The organism is Vibrio sp. Evd11, from assembly GCF_900382755.1.
GTDB lineage: Bacteria > Pseudomonadota > Gammaproteobacteria > Enterobacterales > Vibrionaceae > Vibrio > Vibrio lentus.
The window spans coordinates 1-26,192 of record NZ_OSDX01000058.1; the positions used below are offsets into that span (position 1 = coordinate 1).

The following is a 26,192-nucleotide window of genomic DNA, read 5'->3' on the forward strand; positions in this document are numbered from 1 at the left end:
AATGTGATCGTCAAATCGATCATAATTTTGATTAAAAAACGCTCACGATCTCACCCTGCTTTAATGCACCATCTCATCCTTACACTCAAAAGCTCATCAATTCTGATCCAAAAGGTTTGCCTGTTCCTGTATCACCGGAAAGTAAACCCCTGCTCGATGTTAGTCAACTTCGTGTCTGGTTCCCAATTACGGGAGGCTTATTCAAGCGAACCATTTCTCATGTTAAAGCTGTGACCGACATGGAGTTCAGCTTGAAAAAGGGGCACTCAATCGGTTTAGTTGGCGAGAGTGGCTCTGGTAAATCAACAACCGGTATGGCGATATTGAAGTTGGTGGAGAGTGAGGGTTCAATTATCTACGCTGACGAACAAATTCAAGGCTTAAACCGACAACAGATGCTACCGTTTCGAAGCCGTATGCAAGTGGTCTTTCAAGATCCGTTTTCTGCGCTAAACCCGAGAATGTCAGTCGCTCAAGTGATTGGTGAGGGTTTGTTAGTGCATCAACAATTGGATGACAATGAACTCGATCAACGCATCTGTGACGTAATGAAAGAGGTCGACCTAGACCCTGAAACTCGTCACCGATATCCGAATGAGTTTTCGGGCGGTCAAAGGCAGCGTATTGCGATTGCTCGTGCTCTGATCCTTAAGCCAGAGTTTATCTTGCTCGATGAACCAACATCGTCACTCGACAGAACGGTTCAAGCGCAGGTGCTGGATCTGTTGAAATCACTTCAAGAAAAGTATGGTCTGACGTACCTGTTCATTAGTCATGATTTGAATGTTGTGAAATCCCTGTGTCATTACACCATCGTTATGAAAGCTGGCGAGGTAATAGAGAAGGGTGACACAGAAACCTTATTCGGCAATCCCAAGCATGAATACACCAAGCAACTTGTTAGTCTTTCGAATGTTGGTGGGACGTTATAACGTAGGTGCGTAACGAGAACAAAAGAGTGCTCGGTGAATTCAACATGGTCATTTGGTTGTTTTAAGATTACACTGCGCCCAATATTTCAGAAGTACATATTTAGGTAGAGGTCACCATGGACCAAGAACATTACGAAGACGCTGACTACGAAGGCCAAGAGCTTGGAGAAGAAGGCGAAGAGATTGAGATCGAAGCAATTGGTATTGATGTATCGTCTCAGCCAATCGAACTCTACAAAGTGTTTAAAATTGCTAACCTAGTGAGTGGTGGCGGTGAAGCTAAGCACATCATTTCTGAAGGTTATGTTGCGGTAAATGGTGAATTAGAAACTCGTAAACGTCGTAAAATGTACGATGGTGACTTCTTTGAATTCAACCAAGAATACTATGTAGTGGTATGTGATCAGCCAGTACAAGAAGAATCAGACAAGCCGAAAAAGAAAGAAGCGCCTAAAAAAGATAACAAGGCGAAGAAAGGTCCGTCTAAAAAGGATTCTAAGAAGAAAGAATCTAAGAAAAGCAAAGCAGAAATGCTAAGCGCAACGGCTGAACCGAAGAAAGAGAAAAAAGAGAAGAAGAAAGAAAACAAACCGAAAAAGAAAGCGGATACGCCTAAGCCACAACGTGATGACAAAAGCGGCCGTAACTCGATTGAATTCTTTTAAACTATAGTTCTAAAGTACAGCTCTAAACTGCTTTTCTAAAACGAATCTTTTAAAACTATTCGTTTGAACATCAAGCAACGTTAGACCTCGGTTTTACGTTACGCAGATATCAAAAGGCTCACTATCTAGTGAGCCTTTTTTGTATTTGTTTGCTAGCACAGCTAACGGCCAATAACGCTTATTCTCAGTGTCGAGTGCGAGAAGACGTCAGTTCTGATGCGCGAAGCTGAGCAACGGCTTTTGCTAGTTCAAGCTGAGCTTGTGCAAAGTTGATGTCTACATTGCCCTTATTGATATTTTCTAGAGCTGCATATTTCGCTTCTTCTGCGCGAGCGCGGTCAATATCTTGGCCGTGCAAGGCAGTATCGGCTAGCACAGTTACCACATCCGGTTGAACTTCTAGCATCCCGCCAGAGACATAAAGCACTTGCCCCTCTGATTTAGGATCTGTGACAAACACTGTCACGCCCGGCTTAATTTTACTGAGAAGCGGGGAGTGACCAGGGCGGATCCCCAGTTCACCGTCAGCGCCAGAAACGGCTAGGGCATACGCCGGACCTGAAAACAGCGTACCTTCCGCACTTACAATATTAAGTTGAAATGTATTATCTGTAATTCCGATAGCCATGGTGCACCTGCCTCTTAGAGTGATTTTGCTTTGTTAAGCACTTCGTCGATAGAACCACAGTACAAGAATGCTTGTTCTGGGATATCGTCATATTCACCGCCTAACAGGCCTTTAAAGCCTCTTAGTGTTTCGCTTAGCGGTACAAATACACCTTTCTGACCGGTAAACACTTCGGCTACGTGGTAAGGCTGAGTTAAGAAACGTTCAATCTTACGAGCGCGAGATACGGTCTGTTTGTCTTCAGTAGACAGCTCATCCATACCAAGAATCGCGATGATGTCTTTTAGCTCTTTGTAGCGTTGCAGCGTTGTTTGGACTTTTTGTGCAATATCGTAGTGCTCTTGGCCAACCACAAGCGGGTCCAATTGGCGAGAGGTCGAATCCAATGGATCAATCGCAGGGTATAGGCCCAATGCAGCGATATTACGAGACAGTACAACGGTCGCATCTAAGTGAGCAAAGGTTGTTGCTGGCGATGGGTCAGTCAAGTCATCCGCAGGTACGTATACCGCTTGGATAGACGTGATAGAGCCTTGTCTAGTCGAAGTGATACGCTCTTGAAGCACACCCATCTCTTCAGCCAGCGTTGGTTGGTAACCTACTGCTGATGGCATACGACCTAGCAGTGCTGATACTTCTGTTCCCGCAAGTGTGTAACGGTAGATGTTATCAATGAACAACAGTACGTCACGACCTTCGTCACGGAAGCGCTCAGCCATTGTCAGGCCTGTCAGTGCCACACGTAGACGGTTTCCCGGTGGCTCGTTCATTTGACCGTAAACCATGGCAACTTTGTCTAGTACGCCAGCTTCTTTCATCTCGTAGTAGAAGTCGTTACCCTCACGAGTACGCTCACCAACACCGGTAAATACAGAGAGACCTGAGTGAGCTTTGGCTATGTTGTTGATAAGCTCCATCATGTTGACGGTTTTACCAACACCCGCACCACCGAACAGACCAATTTTACCACCTTTAGCGAACGGACAGATAAGGTCGATAACCTTAACGCCTGTTTCTAGAAGCTCAGTGCTGTTTGCTTGTTCTTCATAAGAAGGAGCTTCACGGTGAATTTCGTAGCTTTCTTTCTGGCCGATTTCACCACATTCATCAATTGGCTGACCAAGCACGTTCATGATACGGCCTAAGGTTTCTTCGCCCACAGGGACCGTGATTGGAGAGCCGGTGTTTTCAACAGTGAGGCCGCGGCGCAAGCCATCTGACGTGCCCATTGCAATACAACGAACGATACTGCCACCCAACTGTTGTTGAACTTCTAATACGAGCGAGCTTGCTTCTTCGCTCGTCACTTTCAATGCATCATAAACGCGTGGGCTGTTGCCGCCGCTGAACTCGACGTCTACCACCGCGCCGATAACTTTAACTATTTTTCCAACACTCATCTCTAAATCCTCAAATTCTATTCTGACCCACTCTTTCTGCCCTTAGACAGCTTGAGCACCTGAGACTATTTCACTCAGTTCTTGGGTAATGGCAGCCTGTCGCGCTTTGTTGTATACCAACTGCAAATCATCGATGAGTTGGCCTGCGTTATCGGTCGCCGCTTTCATGGCTACCATTCGGGCTGCTTGTTCACAGGCAATGCTCTCTACGATGCCTTGATAAACTTGCGATTCAATGTATCGATGTAACAGCTCAGAGAGGATGTCTCTTGGCGCTTGCTCATAGATATAGTCCCAACGACGCGCTTTTTTCGTACCGCCATCGGCCTCAGAATCTGAAGGGTGGGGTAGCAACTGCAAGGTCGTTGGTTCTTGAACCATGGTGTTGATGAACTGGTTATACACGAGATACAAACTGTCGATTTTTTCGTCGTCGTAATGCCCAAGCATCGCGTTAACTGTACCTAAGATGTCTTCTAATTTAGGTGCGTCACCAAGACCTGACGTTTGCGCGATAACATTGCCGCTGCGTTGGAAAAATGAGATAGCTTTTGAACCAATTAAGGTGGTTTCTACCTCAACACCTTTGGTACGCCACTGTTCCATTTCTTCCAGCACTTTCTTGAACAGGTTAGAGTTCAAGCCACCACATAAGCCCCGATCGGACGAAATAATGATGTAAGCAACACGTTTTGGTTCACGCTGTTGAAGATAGGGGTGCTGGTATTCCAGCGACCCTGATGCGACATGAGAGATAACTTTGCGTATGTTCTCGGCATATGGACGTGTTAGCGTCATATTGTCTTGAACTTTACGCATCTTACTTGCCGCAACCATCTCCATTGCACTGGTGATTTTCTGAGTGTTACTAACACTGCCTATCTTGGTGCGAATTTCTTTAGTATTTGCCATTATCTGCTCCTAATTTGTTTTGATTTCCAGCCAACAAACCGGAGCGTTTACCAAGCTTTCAACGCTACAAAGTCACCTAGAAGTTTTGCAAGTGCACTGTCGATCTCGTCGTTGTAGTCACCATTCGCGTTGATGGTGTCGAACAATTCTGGGTTTTGACCTTTCGCGTAAGCAATCAACTCTTCTTCAAAACGCGCAATTTTGTTCAATTCTACGTCAGCTAAATAACCTTTTTCTGCTGCGTAGATAACCGTTGCTTGCTCAGCGACAGACATAGGCGAGTATTGCTTTTGTTTCATTAATTCAGTTACACGCTCACCATGATCAAGCTGTTTGCGCGTCATGTCGTCTAAGTCAGAAGAGAACTGAGCAAATGCGGCTAACTCACGGTATTGAGCTAACGATGTACGAATACCACCAGACAGTTTCTTGATGATCTTGCACTGAGCTGCACCACCCACACGAGATACCGAGATACCTGGGTCAACAGCAGGACGTAGGCCTGAGTTAAACAGCTGGGTTTGTAGGAAAACCTGACCATCGGTGATTGAGATAACGTTGGTTGGTACAAACGCCGATACGTCACCCGCTTGAGTTTCAATGATAGGCAGTGCCGTCAATGAGCCGGTTTGGCCTTTCACTTCACCGTTTGTGAACTTCTCTACGTATTCAGCATTAACTCTTGCTGCACGTTCTAGCAGGCGAGAGTGGAGGTAGAATACGTCGCCAGGGAAGGCTTCACGACCCGGTGGGCGTTTCAGTAGCAATGAGATTTGACGGTAAGCGACGGCTTGTTTTGATAGGTCATCATAGATGATCAGTGCATCCTCACCGCGGTCACGGAAGTATTCACCCATGGTGCAACCCGCATAAGGAGCAAGGTATTGAAGCGCAGCTGATTCTGATGCTGAGGCTACAACGACGATGGTGTTTTTAAGCGCATCGTGGTCTTCAAGTTTACGAACCACGTTTGCGATAGTGGAGGCTTTCTGGCCAATAGCCACATACACACATTTGATGCCAGAATCTTTCTGATTGATGATGGCATCGATAGCTAACGCTGTTTTACCAGTCTGACGGTCACCGATGATAAGTTCACGTTGACCACGACCGATAGGCACCATGGTATCAACGGCTTTATAGCCGGTTTGAATTGGCTGATCGACGGACTTACGCTCGATTACGCCGGGTGCAATCACTTCTACAGGGTCGAGTCGGTCACAACTCACTGGGCCTTTGCCATCGATGGGCTCGCCTAATGTGTTCACTACGCGGCCAAGCAGTCCGTTACCTACGGGTACTTCCAAGATACGACCTGTACCTTTCACTTTCATACCTTCAGAGAGGTCAGTGTAGGGACCCATAACCACGGCACCGACTGAGTGCGTGTCAAGGTTAAGTGCAAGAGCGTACTTGCCACCTGGAAGCTCGATCATCTCACCCTGCATGACATCCGCAAGGCCGTTAATGGTGATGATGCCGTCACGAACCGATACAATGGTGCCTTCGTTGCGAGCTTCGGTGCTCACATTAAATTTCGAGATGCGATCTTTAATCAGGTCGCTGATTTCATTTGAATTTAATTGCATAATTGTTACCTATCTCGCGTGAAGTTGATGAGCTAATCGGTTAATTGATGTGTTCAAAGAACCATCGATGACGGTTTCACCCGCCTTGATAACGATCCCGCCAACCAGCGAGTTATCAATAACCTGTTCCATTTCAACCTGACGCTCTAATTTCTTCTCAAGTGCAGCAGTGAGTGATGTAACTTGATCTTGTGTAAGCAATTCTGAACTGGTGACAGTGACAGGGATTACACGTTCATGTTCGTCCTTTAGGTCGCTGAACAAGTTAAACAAGTCTCTGATCACTGCAAGACGGCCATTCTCAGCCAAGACTTTAATGAGATTAATGACATGGTCATCAACAAGTCCTTGGCAAACGTGAATGATGAGATTGACCAGTTCTTCAGATTGCTGTGTGTGAACACCTTCTGCTGATGAAATCTGCTTAGCGATCGTTTCTTCTTCCGCTACCGTTACAAGAATGGACAGCATTGAGTGCCACTCTTGTAACTTGTTTTCACCTAAAGCAAAGTCGAACGATGCTTTAGCGTAGGGATGAGCAATATTGGTGTAATCTGACATATTGCCTCCGTTTAGAGTTCGCTTATCATTTGATCAACTAACGCTCGGTTCGTTTCAGAATCTAGGTTTTTGCTAATCAATTTCTGTGCACTTTGAATAACAGCGTCTGCCATATCCGCCTGAAGTTCACGGCGTAACTTTTGACGTTCGCCTTCTAGCTCAGCTCTACCTTGTTCTAAGATGCGCGCTTTTTCTTGCTCACCTTCTTGGTGAGCTAATGTGATGATTTCGTTGCGGCGTTTTTTGCCTTGCTCAATCAGTTCGGTCACATTTTTTTTCGCATCTGCGACGAGTTGTGCGCCATTTGATTTTGCTAGTTCTAGCTCTTTCGCTGCATTCTCTGAGTGGCGTAAACCATCAGCGATTTCTTTTTGGCGCTCGTCTAACATCGCGGTGAGAGGGGGCCATACATATTTCATGCATAGCCAAACAAAAATCACGAATGAGATTGCTTGACCAAACATGCTGGCATTTAAATTCATACCTTCCTCACTAAATCTTGATTATTTACAAATCGATCTTTTCAAAGCTTTAATTAAGCCACGGCAAAGATGATGTATAGACCGATACCAACACCGATCATCGGTACAGCATCAACAAGGCCCATCATGATGAAGAATTGAGTACGAAGCATTGGAGTAAGGTCTGGTTGACGAGCAACACCTTCAAGGTATTTACCTGCTAAGTTACCAATACCAGATGCTGCACCCGCCGCACCTAAACCGATCAGTAATGCACCCGCTACATATAAAACTGCGCTTACGATATCCATTTGTATCTCCGATAAATAATGTGTTAGTTAATTTTTTAATTATTAATTAGTGGTGTTCTTCTGTTGCCATTGCTAAATAAACAACGGTCAGTACCATAAATATAAATGCTTGTAAGAATACGATTAATATGTGGAATAAGGCCCATGGAACACTGAGTGCCCATTGCATCCACCAAGGCATTAGTGCGATAAGGATGAAGATCATCTCGCCTGCATACATGTTTCCGAATAATCGTAAGCCTAGTGATATTGGCTTTGAAATTAATGTTATTAATTCAAGAACTAGGTTAACAGGATATAAAAGAGGGTTATCAAATGGCTGAGTAGTTAGCTCTTTGATAAAGCCTTTCAAACCTTTATTTTTAAACGTATAAGTTAACAGTAGAATAAACACACCAAGTGCCATCGACATAGGGATGTTTACGTCCGCTGTCGGTAGGTCCCTAAAGTGTCCTAAACCCATTACACGAGTTAACCCCGGTATTAAATCTATAGGTAATAGGTCAACTGCATTCATTAACAACACCCAAACAAACGTGGTTAATGCCAGTGGCCCTATTAATTTATCCTCCGCTTGAAAAATCTCTTTGACTAGGTTGTTAACGAAATCAAAGATAAGCTCGATAAAGCATTGAAAACGACCTGGAACACCGCTAGTGCCGCGAGTTACCACATATCGAAACGCACCAATGAACAGTAAACCTGTAATCCAAGATATCAACATTGAGTCAATGTTGAACGCCCAGAAACCATCGCCTGTAGTTAAGAAGGTTAAGTGATGCTCTATGTATTCGTGAGCGGTAGTGACTTGATCCATACTACACGTACTCCGATCTTGTAGAGGCAGTAATAAATGGTGTTAAGAAGTACCCAATCATTGTGAAAATGTACGCGTATAATATTACTGGGTTGTCCAATTTAAAAAACTGGAATGCCAAGATAAACATTAAGAACGTATAGGTTATTTTCACGACACGACTCATTTGCATTAAGTCACGTAAACTATAATTAGGATTCTTGTGCACCTTTAGGCTTGCATATATAAAACCAAACAGCGGTGGTAACATCGCGATTACGACACCCAAAGCTGAAGACTCCATATCTACTTTATTACCAAAAAACACTTCATATAAAACTACACCGACGGCTAATACTATTTGGCAGAGAACAACTCTTTTAGCAGCAACAAGGATGTCGCTACTTATCCCATTAAGCCTCATAATAAAACCCTATATTTAACAGTGTAAGTTAATATAAAACACAGTTTGAATATGTTTTGTTACTAGCACTTACTTGTTAATAGCAATTTGACTTGTTAATAAACCTTTACTTGTTAACAAAGAAATAATCTTTCTGGCTTTATATTTCCTGACGAAATTAAACGATAAAAACTAATTCGCTATCGTTCCGACAAAATATAAACTACGCCTAAAATTATGTGATCAAAACGACAAAAATCGACATCAATAATTCCATTTTTGAAATGAGTGTTTTTCATTTATGAAAGTAATAGTTGAATAACTTTATTCATGAAAATTTCAAATGCTTTATTTTCAGCGGAATGGGGCGTTTTTGTGTGAAAATTTTAGACGTCAATTTGGCAAGTTACGATCTTATCAATTACGTATATTCAAACACTTAGCGTCATTTATAAGTTGATTATTGAGTGCCATTCTACAAGTAGATAAAGCCAGTTTTAGTCAGCGATGAAAGCCTTCGTGCATTGAGTTATTTATCTATACGGCGCTCTCTATCTGGAAGTGATTATTTTTCAAAATAGTTTGTCACTACTTCATTCTTAACGTCTTTCAAGCGTTTCGAAACGGATAAATCGGCGTTTAAGATGAATATGATGGATGAAATTCAGCTCCTCGCATGGATGTAAGGAGCTGAAGATAGGGCAAAAATCTGAAGGTTAGGGCACTAAGCCCAAGATAGAAAGGTCAAAAGTCTGGATATTCGAGCTGGAGTTTCTTGATGTGTTGCTCTAACAACCGTTTTTTAAGCAAACAAACTCAATCATGTCCCTCTATTAGTCTTCATAACTTAGATATTGAATGCATAAATCATGAAAAGCCTGCGCTTGTGGCGAGATCGTACGATCAGACAATCTGAAAATACCGATTTGACGCTGTAAAGGCGGGTCAATCAACGGAATCCACACCAAGCGGGTTTCATTGGTTGGGAAAGCCAGTTTAGGCAGCGTAGTCACGCCTATCCCGAGCTCTAACACCGAAAACAACGAAGTAATGTTCTCTACTGAATACAATGCTTGTTCGCTGAGCATTCGTGCAGGTGTTGGGTCAAGTAGGGTACAAGTCCCGTTACGAATGAAGGGTTGTTTTAACAAAGTTTGCCATTCTATTCCCTCTCGTTGAGAGGCGATGGGGTTGTCCTTGAGGCAGACCACACCAATAGGGTCGGAGAGTAATGGCGTGAAATCGATGCTCTCTTCTTCTAAATGGGAGCTATTTCCGAGGGCAACATCCACCTCCCCAGACAGTAATCTTGCTTCTACACCCGCCGCGTTATCATCAATCAAGCTTACCTCAACATTCGGGTACTGTTCACAAAAAGCCCCTAAAACACTAGGGATTAATTTTGCCGCTACTGATGGCACGCTTGCTATTCGAACTCTTCCTTGTTGTCCTGCAGCGGCTGCGCGCAGGTCGTTGTCTAATGCCTTGTAAACATTCAGGAATTGAATGATTTTTGGCAAGCATATATTTCCGAAAGGTGTCAGTGTTGATTTGTTGCCTGTTTCAAACAGTGGCTGACCGAGTATTTTTTCTAACTCTTTTATTGAGGTAGAAAGTGCCGCTTGCGATCGATTTGCTCGGTGAGATGCTGCTCTAAATCCACCTTCTTCGACCACTAAAACAAAATGTTTTAACTGTTGTAGTTTAATACTCATGGCACTGATCCTTCTCTAGCCCTTGCTATACCTTACTTTTAGCAAGGTGATAGATTTTATTTATCAAATGCACAAAATTTACCGTTAGATTTATCAGTCGTCAAGGTGCAGTATTTAACTATCTTGAAACATAGTTGTTACAAAGTTGGATGAAATCGTGAACGCACAAACTAAAAAACACCCAGTAAAAACCGAGCTTTTTGCTTCAAAAGCACCACTAGAGTGGGCAATCGTTAATAACGGCACTCTATACACAGCGCAGATTCCAATTGATGAAACTGGCGCAGTAGTAGAAGGCGGTATTGAAGCGCAAACGCGTCAGACTTTTAACAACCTTGTTCATACGTTGGAGTGTGCAGGCGAATCTATGGATTCAGTGCTGCAAGTTCTGATTTACGTGACAGACCGTGAATATCTAAAAACGGTAAACAGCGTATACGGAGAATACTTCAATGCACCTTATCCAAACCGTGCTGCGGTCGTCGTTGCAGGGTTAGCAAGAGAAGAGATGCTGGTCGAGTTCGTGGTTTACGCATCAGCCTCTCAACCTGAATAAAGATACTGTGAACTGAGGCAATTTGCGGATTAAAGTTATTTGTTTGTTAAGAAATTAGTCTGTAAAGATCTTTATTGATACAAGCGTCTTGGTTCAGTTTTAGATGCAAGATTTAAACGTTATTTCTTATATAAATTAACGTTTTATTCATTAATCAAATGGTTGCCAGGCTCAAACGCAACCTAACCGTTACAAGGACAGAATGATGACTCAATTACAGAATGTTCAAGCAGAAAACGCACTTTACATTGGCGGCGAATGGCAAGCGGGTGTAAGCACCGTAGCGAACATTAATCCATCAGATATTTCTGAAAACATCGGTAACTTCGCACAAGCAAGTGCTGACCAAGTTCAACAGGCAATTTCAGCGGCAAAGCACGCTCAACCAGAGTGGGAAAAAACGCCGATTGAACGCAAGCAAGCAGTACTTCAAGCAATTGGTGATGAGCTGATTGCACGTTGTGATGAGCTAGGTACGTTGCTTTCTCGTGAAGAAGGTAAGCCTTTTGCTGAAGGTCGTGGTGAAATTTACCGTGCAGGTCAGTTCTTCCAATACTTCGCAGCAGAAGTACTTCGTCAAATTGGTGACAACGCAGAATCAGTACGCCCAGGCGTTTCTGTAGAAGTGACTCGTGAAGCGGTGGGTGTTATCGGCATCATCTCTCCTTGGAACTTCCCGACAGCAACAGCAGCTTGGAAAATCGCTCCAGCGCTCGCTTTCGGTAACAGCGTTATCTGGAAACCAGCAAACCTAACACCAGCAAGTGCAGTTGCGCTAACTGAAATTATCCACCGTCAAGGCATGCCAGCAGGCACGTTCAACCTTGTGCTAGGTAGCGGTTCGAAAGTAGGTGATGCACTGATCAACTCTAAAGAAGTGAACGGTGTGAGCTTTACTGGTTCTGTTGATACGGGTCGTAAGGTTGCGGCTGCTACCGCGCCAAACTTCGTTCGTTGCCAACTAGAAATGGGCAGTAAGAACGCACTTGTGGTTGCTGATGATGCTGATATCCAAACAGCTGTTGATGCGACTATCGCAGGTTCGTTCTCTGGCGCAGGTCAAAAATGTACAGCATCTTCTCGTCTAGTGGTTATGGATGGCATTCATGACCAATACGTTGAAGCACTAATAAAACGCATGAGCGAACTGAAAGTGGGTCACGCACTAGAAGACGGCGTATTCATGGGCCCTGTTGTTGACGGCAACCAACTTGAAGCAAACCTAGGTTGGGTTGAGAAAGCACGCCAAAGCGGCGGTGAGCTCGCATTTGGTGGCGAACGCCTAAGCATGAAACACGAAGGCTTCTACATGTCTCCAACGCTGTTCTTGAATACTAAGAACGATTGGGAAGTGAACCAAGAAGAAGTGTTTGCACCAATGGCAAGCGTGATTCGTGTCGCTGACCTAGAAGAAGCTATCGCGACAACCAACGATACTCGCTTTGGTCTAACGGGCGGCATCATTACTCAAAGCCTACGTACTAGCGCAATGTTCAAGCAGGAAGCGCAAACAGGTTGTGTGATGGTGAACCTACCAACAGCAGGCACGGATTACCACGTACCGTTTGGTGGTCGTAAAGAGTCTAGCTTCGGTCCTCGTGAGCAAGGTCAGTACGCGAAAGAGTTCTACACAGTCGTGAAGACAGCTTACCAGCGTCCTTACTAATCAACTTTCTATATAAGAATTGGATAGCTGAGGATATTAAGTCCCAAGCTATCCAGCTATCGAATTGGCCTGATTCACAGAGTCAGGCCAACATTCAAACCAAAACAGCAAACGAACTTAGACAAGTGATTTAACCCATTTTTGAAAACATGTTATTTGAGCGTGTTTTCAAAACCGAGCTAGAACACTGAGCTTTCAATAGGAGTGGTTATGTACCAGCAACGGGTTGTTATAGATGGATTGCAATACTGCAATTGGAACAGAGAATATTTCCAAACACTAAAGGCGAGCGGCATTACAGCAGTTCACGCTACCGCGGTTTACCACGAGACAGCTCGTGAAACCTTATCTCGCTTTGCAGAATGGAACTTAAGATTCGAGCAGAACGCAGACATTATCATGCCGATTCATTCAATGGCTGATGTGGAAACTGCAAAAGCGACAGGCAAAGTCGGCATTTTTCTAGGTGCTCAAAACTGTTCTCCAATCGATGATGAGATTGGTCTCATCGAAGTAATGCGTCAGCAAGGTCTTTTGATCATGCAATTGACGTACAACAACCAGAGCTTATTGGCGACAGGTTGCTACGAAAAGAACGACACAGGCATCACGCGCTTTGGTAAGCAAGCAATCGAAGAGATGAACCGAGTGGGCATGATCATCGATATGTCTCACAGTGCCGAGCGTTCAACGCTTGAAGCGATTGACTTGTCTTCTCGTCCTATTTGTATCAGCCACGCGAACCCAACGTTTGCGCATGATGCACTACGAAACAAATCAAACGATGTGATTAAAGCCCTAACCGCACGCGGTGGCTTAATCGGATTCAGCTTATACCCATTCCACCTACCAAACGGCAGCCAATGTACTTTGGAAGACTTCTGCCAAATGGTGGCGATGACTGCCGACATGGTTGGCGTAGAACACCTAGGTATTGGTAGTGACCTATGCTTAAACCAACCTCAAGCCGTTCTTGAATGGATGAGAAATGGCCGTTGGTCTAAAGCAATGGACTACGGTGAAGGCTCTGCGAATAACTCAGGTTGGCCAGATGCGTTGCCTTGGTTCTGTGGTAGTGCGGGTATGGAAAATATTTATAACGGATTGATACTTCATGGTTTCAGCGAGTCTGAAGCTGGGCAAGTCTTGGGAGAAAACTGGTTTGACTTCTTGAAAGATGGCCTAGAGCCTCAAAGCAAGGGTTAAGCGCTTTCTTACAAGCCATCATCGAATTAGCAGCCTTCTAATCAACGTTCATTTAATCGTGCTGCTTTAACCAATTTAACTATACAAAAGGAACAACGGTCTATTTCGCAACGCGGTAACCCAAACATGGATTAGCCTGCCCAACACAAAAAACAATAGGGCAGGTGTTAAATACACCTCTTGTGGTCATCATGAAAATGACAGCTGCAAAGAAACCTCTGGAGTCAGAGTATGTCTGATTTAACCAATAGCGTGAAATCTTCAAACGTAAATGCGGGTCAAGCACACACAGCAAGTAATAAAACAAGCAACACAAACCAGTCTGAATCTACTTCAGACAAACTAGGGCTAACCAATCCAGCACTATGGTACAGCGGCGGCTTTATTGCTTTGTTCGTAGCGCTTGCTTTGTTTGACGGAGAGCTCTTATCGACCATAGTTAACACTGGTTTTGCATGGTCTGTAAAAGTATTCGGCCCTTATTGGCAAATGCTTCTTCTTCTGACTTTTCTTATTGGTCTTGGCCTGGCGGCAGGGCGAACAGGTAAGGTTATCCTAGGCGGCATCGCTAAACCTGAAATGGATGGCTTCCGTTGGATGGCTATCATCTTCTGTACGCTACTTGCAGGTGGCGGTGTATTTTGGGCCGCAGCTGAGCCTATCGCGCACTATGTGAGTCCTCCACCTTTGTATGGCGCACAAGAAAATGCACAACAAGGTGCGGTGAATGCGTTATCACAATCATTCATGCACTGGGGTTTCCTAGCATGGGCAATCGTGGGCAGCTTGACGTCTATCGTGGTTATGCACCTTCACTACGACAAAGGTTTGCCTCTTAAACCTCGTATTTTGCTTTACCCAGTTTTGGGTGAAAGAGCACTGAAAGGCCATACCGGCGCACTGATTGATGCATGTTGTATTGTCGCTGTAGCGGCGGGTACTATCGGTCCGATTGGCTTCTTAGGCTTGCAAGTCAGCTACGCTCTGAATGAACTGTTTGGTATTCCAGATGGCTTCACAACTCAGCTGATCATCATCTTGTTCGCTATCGTGCTTTACACATTGTCTGCATTAAGTGGTCTTAACCGCGGGATGCAAATGTTAAGCCGTTACAACGTAATTTTAGCAATGGGATTGATGGTCTACATCCTGATCTTTGGCCCAACGAACTTCATCTTTAATGGATACATTCAAGGTGTAGGCAGCATGATTGATAACTTCATCCCAATGGCAACATACCGTGGTGACGAAGGTTGGTTGAGCTGGTGGACAGTGTTCTTCTGGGGTTGGTTTTTAGGTTATGGCCCAATGATGGCAATCTTCATCGCTCGTATTTCACGCGGTCGTAGTATTCGCCAATTGGTATCAACCATTAGCCTTATTGCACCATTTGTTACTTGTTTCTGGTTCACGATTGTTGGCGGTTCTGGTCTTGCGTTCGAAATTGCAGATCCAGGCAGTGTAAGTAAAGCGTTTGAAGGTTTTAACTTGCCGGGCGCTCTACTGGCGGTGACTCAACAACTACCAATGCCAATGCTTACCTCTATCTTGTTCTTGATTCTGACCACGATCTTTATCGTGACGACAGGTGACTCTATGACTTACACCATTAGTGTGGTTGTCAGTGGTGAGACAGAGCCAAATGCAATTATACGTACTTTCTGGGGTGTAATGATGGGGGTAACAGCGTTAATTCTGATTTCCCTAGGTTCAGGCGGAATCTCTGCGCTGCAATCGTTCATCGTTATCACAGCAGTACCGGTCTCCATAATCTTACTACCATCGCTTTGGAATGCGCCTCAAATCGCAATCAAGATGGTAAAAGAGCAGGGTCTTTAAAGAGCAGTTTTTTTAAAGAAAAGGGCTCTGTAAGACAAGATCTCTGTAAAAAAGAGACTGTAAGAAATTGATTAAATAAGAAACAAATCAGCCTTTGAAAGAAGGCTGATGCAAAAATTCCGAAAGGAACAGAAAACCCGCACTGGTGAAGATACACCGGGCGGCAAAGCATTTAGGTCAATCGATCTAGTCAGGACAAATAATAAGGGGCGAGCTCGCTTGCCCCAATAACACCGATAACGATTAAAACGTGAAAGCTAACCAACACACTGTAACAACGAATGCTTCGAATGATGGCAACGATCGGTTCTGAATGGCTAGCAAAATCCTATAACTATAAGGTGGTGAGCAAAATGGATGCACATCGTTCTACCTACACTGAATCAGCATTGCGTCACGCAACCGTCGTCATGGCACCGGAAAGGCTAGGTGCTATGCACCAAACGCGCATTAGCTTTGTGAGAACTCTGATTCGTAAAATGGCACAGCAAGAATGGAAAGTGACTAAGCATGAGTGGCAACTTGACGCTCGAGGTTTTGGTCATGTTATCTATAAGCTAGCGACGCCAAACCATGTTTATCATTTGGTTGTTTTTTGCGATGAAATTGCAGATGACGAACGAAATGACCGTGTAATTGCTGAAAAGTGGGACGTAACGTTTGCGCTTATTCTTGGTGATGTTGATGTCACCCTACTTGAAAGACTTCGTGCGAATGTACCGCTTCAAGAAGCCGGCCGTAATCCTAACAATGTGCTTGTTTTAGCGCGTGCAAATAAAAGTGTACGTGTGTTTGAACACATCGTGAGTCACCTGGCTAAAGGTATACAACCAACGCCCAAAGAACTGGCTGAAGTAGGCTATATCCTGCGAACCACTGCCGTTTATGGTAATGGCAAATTTGGCATCGCTGACTTTAAAATCTTAGAGAAAAATGAAGATTTCAATCAGTCGTTTAGCGCTCAAATGTGTGCGGTGTATATGCTGCGTGAGTTCAGCCTAGACTGGGTTCATTACCTAGCAGAGCAACAAGGCGGCGAACAAGCGATTTCTTTGCATCGTGGATTACAACGTTACCTAGGCGTTGGTAATGCGACAGGTTTAGGGATGGCGCCATACCTGATCAACCACCCAAGTATTGTCGATCAGTGGATGACGACCCGTGAGCATGCACTCGCTGACGTGTTAGCGAGTCAGACTGATACGGCGTTGATCGAGCCACTACGTACATTAGTTAAAAAAGCGATTTGTCATTTAGAACAAGTCGTTACCATCAATGAAACACAGCAAGAGCTGAACAAAGCCGCTGTTGAAGATTTGAAAGAAACAGAGCAATCGCTAGAAACGTCTGTCAGCCAGTGTGATACATGGTCGCAGTTCGTTGAGCAATCTAAGCAAATGAGTATGGAAGCCCAAGAAATCCTTATCTCATGCTTGATGGAATTGTACCCAGAATTAGTGGACGCCCATCAAGAGCAAATGAATTGCAGCGAAACACTGTCGCTTCCTAGCGGCAAAAAGATTCAAGACCTTCTTGTTGTACTCGAAGAAAAGTACCGTTGGGCGATCACGACCGACTTTACTAAAGCAGAAAACAACTACTGGTTCTGGTATCGCTCTCAAGACAAAGAAGAACCAAGACTTGGTGTGCGAGGCGAAGAGTTGGGTGAAGAGCGTGAACTGCCGTTAGATATCGGCCGTCAAGCTTATCGTTTGTACCATGCTTTATTGCAATTCGCGCCTGAGCTTTCATTGGCTGAATTCCTTGTTAAACAGCCGCAACACCGTGCGATTGCACGCCGTGTGTGGACGCTAGGCAACAAAGCAATGGGCGACATTCAAATGAATGTGCTGCACCAAGATTCGCCACCAATGCACTTACTGCGTTGCAAGCTTGCGATGTTTGGTGCGACTAAATTTGATCCTCGCTCAGATCGCTGGGTACGAGTGACGTTTTTCCAAGGAGCGCCACTGCTTGATGAAATTCATCAGGACGAATGGGTGTTCCCAATATTACCAAGTGAAGCAGAGCTCGCTGACTCACACAAAGCTACTACACATATCAACGCTCAACATGGAGGTAAATCGTTATGATCGTTTCTCACAATGAATTGGTAGCGGCCGTTAATAAAGCCTTTTTGGGTATGCGTCGTACATGTGGTGAAGCCGATGTGATAGCGAACATGGTGGCAGATTTACAAATGGTGGGTTTGGATGGTGTTCGTCATTTTAACAATGCGAGCAACTTTATGGGGCTAGAAGACGATTGCCCTGTAGACATTCAAGTACGCAGCGATAACACGGTTGAAGTCGACCTGCATAAGGCGAGTTTAGCGTGTCACCTTCCTGTGGTTATGGATTACGCCATTGAAAAAATGGTCGGTAAAAAGACGCTGAGAATTGAGTTAAATAACTGCCACAACCGTTGGTTGGCGTACAGCGAGCTTGTAAAACTGGCAGCGAAAGGTATTGCGTGCATGGCACGTTGGGATAACGGCTCTAACCCTAAGAGCACTTTGTATGTTCTTAATCGTGGTTGCGTTGCTCCAGAACTGTTTTTATCAGATTTGCCACTGGCATCGTACGAACATATCCACAATATGACCATCGAACTTTCCGTCCAGGATTTCGATATCGAACGTTTGTCAGATGGCTACCAAACACACATTGAATCAGAAGCGCTTTTTAAAACCCAAGAGAAAGCGTGGAAAGATGGCATTGAGGTTGATGATGGGGAGTGGGCGGCACTGAAAGAGACCGCTACAGCAATCCTAGTTCAGAGCAGCGAACGCTCGACTCAAGGTGCAGGTGAACTGACGGCTTCGTAGTCGCTAGATTTATTAGGTTCATTAGAACTAACAGGTTCGATAGATTAACAGTGAGTAATCTGGTTAGTTTATCAACACAGATAAAACCAAAGAGCTTAACGAATCCTCACCTCGTTAAGCTCTTTTTATTTGCCTCACGCTTTGGGTTTGCTTTACCTCATTTTTTTGATCTCTCGCTGGATCTACCTATTCTAAATTGACTGTTTCGACACACGTTGTTACCCGTTGAGAGGTAATTGAACAATTAAACGAAGCACCTTCACATTCATGTTAAACAAACGGTTTCATTTACAAGCTACTATGCGTATCTTGCTAACTGAAAGGTGCCAAAGGGCGCCGTTTTTATTCGTACCGATGACTTTAGAATCAGATAAAAAGGAATGAAGCGTGCAAGCTAACTTTATTGATGGAACCACCCTGTATCGTCAGCACTCTTTTGAGTTGCCACTCGACTATCAAGCCAAAGATGGACAACAGATCCAAGTCTTCGCACGTGAGCTAGTTGATCTCGATAAAGATGCGCAAGAACTGCCATGGCTGATCTATTTTCAGGGCGGCCCAGGCTTTCCATCTCCACGAGTGAGCGGTCAATCAGGTTGGCTAAAGCGTGCATTACAAAACTATCGTGTTCTGCTTCTTGACCAACGTGGTACAGGCAACAGCACGGTGATCAGCCATGAAACGTTGGCCCATCTGTCTCCAGAACAACAAGTTGAGTACTTAACGCATTTCAGAGCGGATAACATCGTTCGTGACGCTGAAGCGATTCGTGAACAGTTTGGTATTAAGCAATGGTCGACGATTGGTCAAAGCTTTGGTGGCTTCTGTACACTGAGCTATTTGTCGCTGTTCCCACAGAGCTTGCAGCGTTGTTATGTGACTGGCGGCATTCCTTCTATTGAACGCGAAGCTGACGATGTTTATCGTGCGACTTACAAGCGTGTAGAAGACAAAAACAGAGCCTTCTTTGCTCAATTCCCACAAGCACAAGCTATGTGTCGTGAGATCTCTGATTACCTGCTTAACAATGATGTGAGACTGCCAAACGGTCAGATGTTTACCGTTGAACAGTTCCAGTTGATCGGCATTAATCTTGGTGGCGGCGAAGCAAACCTGCCTATGTACTTCACACTGGAGAGTGCGTTTGTTGAAGTGAACGGAAACAAGCAGTTGAGCTACAGCTTCTTAAATCAAATGCAGCAAGAGCAGGGCTACCTAACGAACCCAATTTATGCGATTTTGCATGAATCGATCTACTGCCAAGGTGCAGCGTCTAACTGGTCTGCACACCGAGTACGCGAGCAGTACCCACACTTTAACTACCAATCGGGTAGCGAGTTCTGGTTTACCGGAGAAATGGTGTACCCATGGATGTTCGACCAACTAGAAACGCTTAAGCCATTACGTGAAGCGGCAAATATGTTGGCCGAGAAGTCGGACTGGGGCTCTTTGTACAACGCAGAGCAGCTGAATAAGAATACGGTTCCAATGGCATGCGCAGTTTACGCGGATGACATGTATGTAGAGCTGGATTACAGCCGTGAAACGCTGGCGAACATTCCAAACTCAAAAGCGTGGATCACTAACGAGTATGAACACAATGGCTTGAGAGTCGATGGCGAACGAATTGTAGATAAATTAATGACGATGGTTGAAGCGTTAGAGAACCTGCCAAAATAATTAGACGATTTATGTTAGAAGCTGTTTACGTTAAAGCTGTCTACATTAGAAATAAGACACGCTAGAAACAAGAAAACGCTGCATCCGTGCAGCGTTTTTTTTATGTCATCAAACTCTGTTTTACTCAGTATCGTATTGATTACTAAAGCGAGTAAAACAGAGAGTTTAAGAACCGGGAGGGATAGTTCCTAAACTCATTATGGTTGGATGACGATATCTTGATTTTCAGTAGTCGATAAGCTGGCGCGGTTCTGCTCGATAAGTTGAGCCGCGTAAGAGGGAGTCACAGCTTGAATTTCGCCTTTCGAACGAATAGTTAGTGCTTCCCACGCATGATCACGATATTTGCCTGTTTGTGTATATTCAATAAGTACTCTCATGATTCTTCCATCCGGTGTGTGGTTAACGTGCTACTAACATTAGCGCTATTGTTGAGGTTGCACACCTGTTAAAAATGGAACATAAGATTAACCAAATGAGAATGCGTGTAACTTGAAAAACAGAGCGAATTGGACTTATCGAGAACCGTTATCAATACGGTTTGGCTGCTAGCAGATAGAAATTAGAAGCTGGGAGTTAGGTCTATGTATGGAAGTACTTGCGGTGGGAAAATAAAAAACGCTGCGGATTCGCAGCGTTTTAATTTTTTAGAAAGAGATACTGAGTATCAAGGCTGGTTATTTCTTCAAACCAACAATCTTACATGCGGAAGTGACCGCACTTTCAAGGTCGGTTAAACGGCCTGCACTGGCTGGTCCTAGGACATTTGAATACAAGGCTAACTGCTTCTCAAATGATAAATCTAATTGGTTGTATAGATTTTGGCGAATTTGAGCGTGCTGTTGAGGTTCTGCGCTCGATAACCCTTCCAATGTATCGTAGATGAGAGTTGTTGTATCCATAGACGGTCCCTTAGTACATCTTTATAAAATAATGAAGATTATGCACTTAGTCACATCTTTGTTCTGGGATATCGATCTCATTATGTGTGAATTGACTTTATTATGTAATCAGTTAGTTAAAACGTTTGGTGGGTAAAGTGTCGAGATTGGGTGTGGTTAGAATATCAAAAACACGGTTGTATCAAAGCTCGTCTGTACTCAAACACAGTTGTATTGGAGACCGTTCTCTTAAAAACTGCTCTATTAATAAAAAGCAGGAGGCCTGAATCTGGCCTCCTGCGTGGTCTGTTTGTCGACTAACGTATGTTGATGTTCTTATCTCGACTTTCGTACATTTCAGGTGTGGTGTGTAACCCTCCAGCGTAACCTGCAGCTTCAAGCGTTTCTCTTACCTCTCGAACGTGCTCTGCGGTTACTGGTTCCTCTCTATCTCCAAGGTGCAATCGCACGAAGGTGATCAACTCAGCCAACCTTTGATCCGACAGCACATCTTCAAAGCTTGCCATTGGCATGAAGTTTCTGTCTTTGTCGAGATAGGTGGGTTGTAGGCCCCGCACGGTTACCGCGATGGTGTTGAAAGGGTCACTGTGCATGATGATGCCGTTATTCAACAGAGTAGGGGCGATAGGGTCACGTCCTTTACCATCGTCTCCATGACAGGCTCCACATGTCTGGCGATACGTGGTGTAAATGTCAGTCGCGTAAGAGTCTTCATCAAACCCTTTAGGTTGCAACGGAACCGCGTCACTGCTGATGGTGTTGTTGATGTCACCACTGAGTAGGTAATAGGACATTGACTCGATATCTTCACGCGTCATCAAACTTAGGCTGTTTTTCACTACGTCAGCCATGCCGGCAAAGGCAGTCCCTTTGTCTGAGTGACCCGTGTGTAAGAAATCGGTCAGTGTCGCTTCATCCCAACCATCGACATACAGCTCGTTGGCCGTGATATCGGGCGCATTCCAGCCGTCAATCAAGTTACCTTGGAAAATACGTTCAGGTATCAGAGCTTGAGCAATGTTTCGCGGGGTGTGGCACTCAGAGCAGTGTCCAAGACCAGCAACCCAATATTTCCCTTGTTGCCATTTCTCAACGTTTTCGACTTCCGATTTAAGTTCTTCAGGCACTTGATAGTCAATCGGGTCGGTATCCATGAACACAATGTTCCACCCGAGCAGACCTAGACGTATATTCGATGGGAACATCATGCTGTTGTCGTCATTGCGGCGAGGCACCGCGGTGATTGACTGCATGTATTCCCACAAATCGACCATGTCTTGGTCGGTGAGGTATTGATAAGAGGTGTAAGGCATTGCAGGGTACAGGTAACCATTCTTACCTTTACCTGCAACTAACGCGTCTCGGAAATCATCAAAGTCATAAGTACCAATACCTTCTGTTGTGTGGGGCGTAATATTGGTTGAATAGACGGTGCCAAAAGGTGTCACAAAAGGAAGCCCGCCAGCAAAAGGTTCGCCACCTTCTGCACTATGACACGCGACACAGTCACCGGCATAAGCGATGTATTCACCCCGTTCAACAGACTGAGCTTTTAGGTTCGCGAGTCGTTGTTGCTGCGCTGAGCCCGCATGTCGAATGTAAGCACCCAGTGCGAGTATCTCGTTTTCCGTAAGCTGTTTATCAAACGCAGGCATCAGGTTGTTCAAGCCTTTGTTGATAGTGTGTTGTATCTCTTCAATACTCCCTCCGTGCAGCCAGATATCATCTGAAAGATCAGGGACGCCGATCACCGGATTCGCGATAGAACCATCGGCGTGACAAGATGAACAATATTTTGCAAACAGCTCTTTGCCGACTTTGACTTTTACTTCTGGAACATCGGTATGGCGTTGATTGAGCGAAGCTAAGTAGTAAGAAACCTTAGCCACTTCATCGGGGCGCATTATCTCGCTCCAACCCGGCATCGCGCCATTTCGCCCTTTGGCGATCGAATGAATGATCGCTTCATCACTACCACCATATAGCCATTCTTGGTCAATAAGGTTAGGGAAGTGTTTCTGACCTTGAGCGTTGTCGCGGTGACAAGCCGCGCAGTGAGTTTGGAACAAGATTTGTCCGCTGTTTACTATTTCGGGTATGCCAGACAATCCTTCGAGGGTGGTTTCCGTTGTTTGAGAGAATTGCTCGTTTAACGTTGTGCTGGGTGAGCTGAGTTTGTCGTCACTTTGCTTCCAATCGACTAACCCTTCCCATTCACCAAGCCCGGGGTAGAGCACCAAATAGCCAGCAGACAATAGAAAGGCAATAGCATAGCTAACAAAGAGTAGTTTTGGCGGTGGCGCATCTTTTTCTTCAATGCCATCAAAAGTGCCAAGGGTGTGGTCTTGATCGGCTTGGTGATTGCTACGCCAATATTTAACGATAACAGACACCATAAGAACGAAGAAGATTAAGGTTAAAATTACCGCCCATAGATTCCAAAATGCACTCATTGTGATACCTCCTGTGACGTATCTTTACCAAGGCTTTGTAGATAGCGGATCAGAGCTTCACCTTTGGTTTTTCCTCTTACTTGTAATCTGGCGTCACCTATTTCTTGGTCAGTATAAGGAACGCCAAGTATGCGGAGGATTTCCATTTTGTCGCTTATGTCGTCGCCTGACAGAGTCTGTTCAAATAACCAAGGGTAGGCGGGCATGATCGATGTCGGTACGACTTTTCGAGGGTCAATTAAGTGAATAGCATGCCACCGGTCAGAATACTTTCTCCCTAAATTAGTGAGGTCCGGACCCGTGCGCTTAGAACCCCACAAGTTAGGAAATTCATAGATGTCGTCTGCTTCTTTGTTTGGGCGACCATTACGTTTCACTTCTGGTTCTAGAGGGCGAACCATTTGTGTGTGACACACATGACAGCCTTCACTGATGTAAATGTCTCGTCCTGCCAACTCAAGAGGTGTGAGTGGCATCGCTAAGCTGCCTTTGGCAATGTCGTCTCCCCGGACAATGCTAGGCACGACCCAAACCAACAGAGAGAAGGAAGCGACGACAACAGTGGTCAAAATTAAAATGACGATTGAATGTGTAAAGTCTTTACTCATCATTTAAGCCCCCTCATTAACGGCGTGTTTTGCGTTAAGTACTACTGGCATACGAACGGTTTTAAATAAGTTAAATGCCATTAGGAATAAACCCAGAACAAACAGCGCACCACCAAAGAATCGTAAGAACAACCAAGGTGCTTTAAAGTCCATAGCCTCTACAAAGCTGTATATCAGTTCGCCATTTTCATTTTGAGCGAGCCACATATAACCCTCACCGATACCCGCGACCCAAAGCGCAATCGCATAAATGGCGACGCCAGCATGAGCAAGCCAGAAGTGCCACTTAATCAGTCGTCGTGACCAAAGATCGGTTCGGCCCCACAAGCGCGGAATGAAGTAGTAAAAAACCGCTATCCCTGACATTCCCACCCATCCGAGTGCTGCGGAATGTACGTGGCCGATTATCCATTCGGTGTTGTGTGCCACCATGTTGAACCAGCGAATAGCAAGTAGCGGGCCTTCGAATGTTGCTAAGCAGTAGTAAAGAATCGCTGAGAAAAAGAACAAAAGAATGTAGTCGGACTTCAGCTTTTCTTTGTTTTGTAGAAGGGTCATTGCGCTATTGAAAGCACCCGCCCAGGAAGGGAGCCACAATATCAACGACATCACGATTCCGATGTTCTGAATCCAGATGGGAACGGAAGAGTAGACTAAGTGGTGCGTTCCGGCCCACGTGTAAAAGCCGACCAAGCCCCAGAAATGGATCACAGACAAGCGGTACGAATAGATTGGTCGGTCCGCTGCTTTGGGTATGAAATAGTAATTCATACCGATCACACCAGCGGTCAGTAAGAAACCAACGGCATTATGTCCCCACCACCATTGAACAATCGCATCTTGAGCACCTGCGAATACGGAGTAGGACTTCATGGCCGAGACCGGCATCGCAAGATTGTTCACAATGAAAATCATGGCAACAACGATAATGAAAGCAGCGAAAAACCAGTTAGCCACAAAGATGTGGCTCACCTTACGCTTGGCTAGGGTGCCAAAGAACAACACTGCATAGAGCACCCACACCAGTACAATCATTAAATCGATTGGCCATTCAAGTTCCGCATACTCTTTTGAGCTAGTGTGGCCCCCAGGCAAGGAGATGACTGCGAACAGTAGAATAAGTTGCCACCCCCAAAAGACCATCCACGACAGGCTTTTATTGAACAGCTCGCAATGGCCAGTTCGTTGGGCAATATAGAGTGAAGTCCCCATTAAAATGTTCACCACAAACCCATAAATAACGCCTGAGGTATGCAGAGGGCGAAGACGACCAAATTGGAAATATTGAGAATCGAAATTGAGCACAGGCCAATACAATTGAGCGGCGAGGATCACGCCGATGATCATACCCACAATCGCCCAGATTAAAGAGGCGATGATAAAGTATCTCACGACCTTGATGCTGTACTGCGTTGTCACTTGTTCCATAACAAGGCTCCTTGCCTACAGTTTTGAATTGCTGTCTGTTTTTGAGTCGTTAACTGAACTTGAATCCTTGCCGAGCATTGAATAGAAGTAGGAGATATCTCGGATGTCTTGATCTGAAAGTGTGTCAGCTTGTTGCTGCATGAGAATCGCCAAACCACTGGTTCTTTCCCTTGTCTGATAATCTTTCAGTGAGGAAATGAGATACCCTATTTTTTGACCACGAAGGTTCGGGTAGGGGTCTTGAGTTGAGATACCATCAACGCCATGACAAGTCATACACACCTTGGCTTTTTGTTTTCCTAACTCGAACTGCTCGTCGTTAGATTCTGCGTAAACTGGATTCATGACAGCCGTCATTAGCAGAATGGAAAGTGCGGTTATGGGGTTAAACTTTTGCTTATTTAATCTCATTACGTATTCCCTTATTGAAGAAAAGAGCGAGTGCTTGATGAACCTCAGAAAACACTCACCTTGGTGTAAAGGTTATGCATGCATAAGCGTTCTCGCTACTCAGTTACTCATTTTTTTTTTCAATTTTATCGGTCACTACGTATTCATCACGGGAATTGGATTGCTTATTAACCACAAAAAAGCTGTTTTTATTGGCTCCTCAAAACCACCGCCTAGGGCGGTGGTGATTGTTCCTTGAGGCTA

General features: G+C 44.8%; 24 protein-coding genes and 1 pseudogene. 9 read left to right on the top strand and 16 right to left on the bottom strand.

Features of this window, described 5'->3' with window-relative positions:
- Positions 1-59: 59 nt before the first annotated feature.
- A pseudogene (locus ED652_RS18890) lies at positions 60-932 on the top strand (ATP-binding cassette domain-containing protein); the annotation flags it as partial.
- Between the two features lie 116 nt (positions 933-1,048).
- Positions 1,049-1,597: an RNA-binding S4 domain-containing protein gene (locus ED652_RS18895; RefSeq protein ID WP_122055792.1), complete on the top strand. Its 549-nt coding sequence runs from the start codon at positions 1,049-1,051 to the stop codon at positions 1,595-1,597.
- 184 nt (positions 1,598-1,781) lie between these two features.
- Here the strand turns inward: ED652_RS18895 and ED652_RS18900 are convergent, their stop codons facing one another.
- The 10 genes from ED652_RS18900 to ED652_RS18945 form a co-directional block, all read right to left on the bottom strand.
- Positions 1,782-2,225 (bottom strand): F0F1 ATP synthase subunit epsilon, encoded by a 444-nt coding sequence (locus ED652_RS18900; protein WP_004730391.1) that lies wholly within the window; start codon positions 2,223-2,225, stop codon positions 1,782-1,784.
- Between the two features lie 14 nt (positions 2,226-2,239).
- On the bottom strand, positions 2,240-3,625 hold the full coding sequence (gene atpD / locus ED652_RS18905; protein ID WP_004730394.1) for a F0F1 ATP synthase subunit beta: 1,386 nt from the start codon (positions 3,623-3,625) through the stop codon (positions 2,240-2,242).
- 42 nt (positions 3,626-3,667) lie between these two features.
- Entirely contained in the window at positions 3,668-4,537 is an 870-nt protein-coding gene (gene atpG, locus ED652_RS18910) for a F0F1 ATP synthase subunit gamma (RefSeq protein WP_122055793.1), read from the bottom strand.
- A gap of 47 nt (positions 4,538-4,584) precedes the next feature.
- Entirely contained in the window at positions 4,585-6,126 is a 1,542-nt protein-coding gene (gene atpA / locus ED652_RS18915) for a F0F1 ATP synthase subunit alpha (protein WP_108193329.1), read from the bottom strand.
- A gap of 9 nt (positions 6,127-6,135) precedes the next feature.
- Positions 6,136-6,687 (bottom strand): F0F1 ATP synthase subunit delta, encoded by a 552-nt coding sequence (locus ED652_RS18920; protein ID WP_076673553.1) that lies wholly within the window; start codon positions 6,685-6,687, stop codon positions 6,136-6,138.
- Between the two features lie 11 nt (positions 6,688-6,698).
- Positions 6,699-7,169 carry a F0F1 ATP synthase subunit B gene (locus tag ED652_RS18925; RefSeq protein WP_004730401.1) on the bottom strand — a complete coding sequence of 157 codons (471 nt, stop codon included), beginning with the start codon at positions 7,167-7,169 and terminating at the stop codon, positions 6,699-6,701.
- 53 nt (positions 7,170-7,222) lie between these two features.
- The gene (gene atpE / locus ED652_RS18930) at positions 7,223-7,459 is read right to left on the bottom strand and encodes a F0F1 ATP synthase subunit C (RefSeq protein WP_004730405.1); all 237 of its coding nucleotides are present in this window, start codon (positions 7,457-7,459) and stop codon (positions 7,223-7,225) included.
- Positions 7,460-7,505: 46 nt separating this feature from the next.
- A complete protein-coding gene (atpB, locus tag ED652_RS18935) occupies positions 7,506-8,276 on the bottom strand; it encodes a F0F1 ATP synthase subunit A (protein WP_076657335.1) in 771 nt (256 codons plus the stop codon).
- Position 8,277: 1 nt separating this feature from the next.
- Positions 8,278-8,679: a hypothetical protein gene (locus ED652_RS18940; RefSeq protein ID WP_004730409.1), complete on the bottom strand. Its 402-nt coding sequence runs from the start codon at positions 8,677-8,679 to the stop codon at positions 8,278-8,280.
- 812 nt (positions 8,680-9,491) lie between these two features.
- Positions 9,492-10,373 carry a LysR family transcriptional regulator gene (locus ED652_RS18945; protein WP_122055794.1) on the bottom strand — a complete coding sequence of 294 codons (882 nt, stop codon included), beginning with the start codon at positions 10,371-10,373 and terminating at the stop codon, positions 9,492-9,494.
- A gap of 157 nt (positions 10,374-10,530) precedes the next feature.
- Between ED652_RS18945 and ED652_RS18950 the strand changes: the two genes are divergently transcribed.
- The 7 genes from ED652_RS18950 to ED652_RS18985 all read left to right on the top strand — a co-directional run bounded on the left by ED652_RS18950 (position 10,531) and on the right by ED652_RS18985 (position 20,147).
- Positions 10,531-10,929, top strand: coding sequence for a RidA family protein (locus tag ED652_RS18950; RefSeq protein ID WP_004730412.1), 399 nt, complete (start codon positions 10,531-10,533; stop codon positions 10,927-10,929).
- Positions 10,930-11,134: 205 nt separating this feature from the next.
- Positions 11,135-12,595: an aldehyde dehydrogenase family protein gene (locus tag ED652_RS18955; protein WP_174214640.1), complete on the top strand. Its 1,461-nt coding sequence runs from the start codon at positions 11,135-11,137 to the stop codon at positions 12,593-12,595.
- A 210-nt stretch (positions 12,596-12,805) separates the two neighbouring features.
- Complete coding sequence (locus ED652_RS18960) at positions 12,806-13,801, top strand: membrane dipeptidase (RefSeq protein WP_122055796.1); 996 nt, start codon at positions 12,806-12,808, stop codon at positions 13,799-13,801.
- 231 nt (positions 13,802-14,032) lie between these two features.
- Positions 14,033-15,640: a BCCT family transporter gene (locus ED652_RS18970; RefSeq protein WP_122055797.1), complete on the top strand. Its 1,608-nt coding sequence runs from the start codon at positions 14,033-14,035 to the stop codon at positions 15,638-15,640.
- Positions 15,641-15,930: 290 nt separating this feature from the next.
- Entirely contained in the window at positions 15,931-17,733 is a 1,803-nt protein-coding gene (locus ED652_RS18975; RefSeq protein WP_122055798.1) for a hypothetical protein, read from the top strand.
- Positions 17,730-18,467, top strand: coding sequence for a DUF3726 domain-containing protein (locus ED652_RS18980; protein WP_122055799.1), 738 nt, complete (start codon positions 17,730-17,732; stop codon positions 18,465-18,467). The genes ED652_RS18975 and ED652_RS18980 overlap by 4 nt, the downstream gene beginning before the upstream one ends.
- A 387-nt stretch (positions 18,468-18,854) precedes the next feature.
- Positions 18,855-20,147 (top strand): alpha/beta fold hydrolase, encoded by a 1,293-nt coding sequence (locus tag ED652_RS18985; protein WP_122055800.1) that lies wholly within the window; start codon positions 18,855-18,857, stop codon positions 20,145-20,147.
- Between the two features lie 197 nt (positions 20,148-20,344).
- Here ED652_RS18985 and ED652_RS18990 read toward each other — a convergent pair whose 3' ends face one another.
- The 6 genes from ED652_RS18990 to ED652_RS19015 all read right to left on the bottom strand — a co-directional run bounded on the left by ED652_RS18990 (position 20,345) and on the right by ED652_RS19015 (position 25,949).
- Complete coding sequence (locus ED652_RS18990) at positions 20,345-20,527, bottom strand: hypothetical protein (RefSeq protein ID WP_004730424.1); 183 nt, start codon at positions 20,525-20,527, stop codon at positions 20,345-20,347.
- Positions 20,528-20,824: 297 nt separating this feature from the next.
- Positions 20,825-21,049, bottom strand: coding sequence for a PAS factor family protein (locus tag ED652_RS18995; RefSeq protein ID WP_017111922.1), 225 nt, complete (start codon positions 21,047-21,049; stop codon positions 20,825-20,827).
- Positions 21,050-21,345: 296 nt separating this feature from the next.
- Positions 21,346-23,502, bottom strand: coding sequence for a cytochrome c (locus ED652_RS19000; RefSeq protein ID WP_122055801.1), 2,157 nt, complete (start codon positions 23,500-23,502; stop codon positions 21,346-21,348).
- Positions 23,499-24,113: a cbb3-type cytochrome c oxidase subunit II gene (locus ED652_RS19005; protein WP_122055802.1), complete on the bottom strand. Its 615-nt coding sequence runs from the start codon at positions 24,111-24,113 to the stop codon at positions 23,499-23,501. The genes ED652_RS19000 and ED652_RS19005 overlap by 4 nt, the downstream gene beginning before the upstream one ends.
- Entirely contained in the window at positions 24,114-25,538 is a 1,425-nt protein-coding gene (gene ccoN / locus ED652_RS19010; protein WP_122055803.1) for a cytochrome-c oxidase, cbb3-type subunit I, read from the bottom strand.
- Between the two features lie 15 nt (positions 25,539-25,553).
- A complete protein-coding gene (locus ED652_RS19015) occupies positions 25,554-25,949 on the bottom strand; it encodes a cytochrome c (RefSeq protein WP_122055804.1) in 396 nt (131 codons plus the stop codon).
- Between the last annotated feature and the right edge of the window lie 243 nt (positions 25,950-26,192).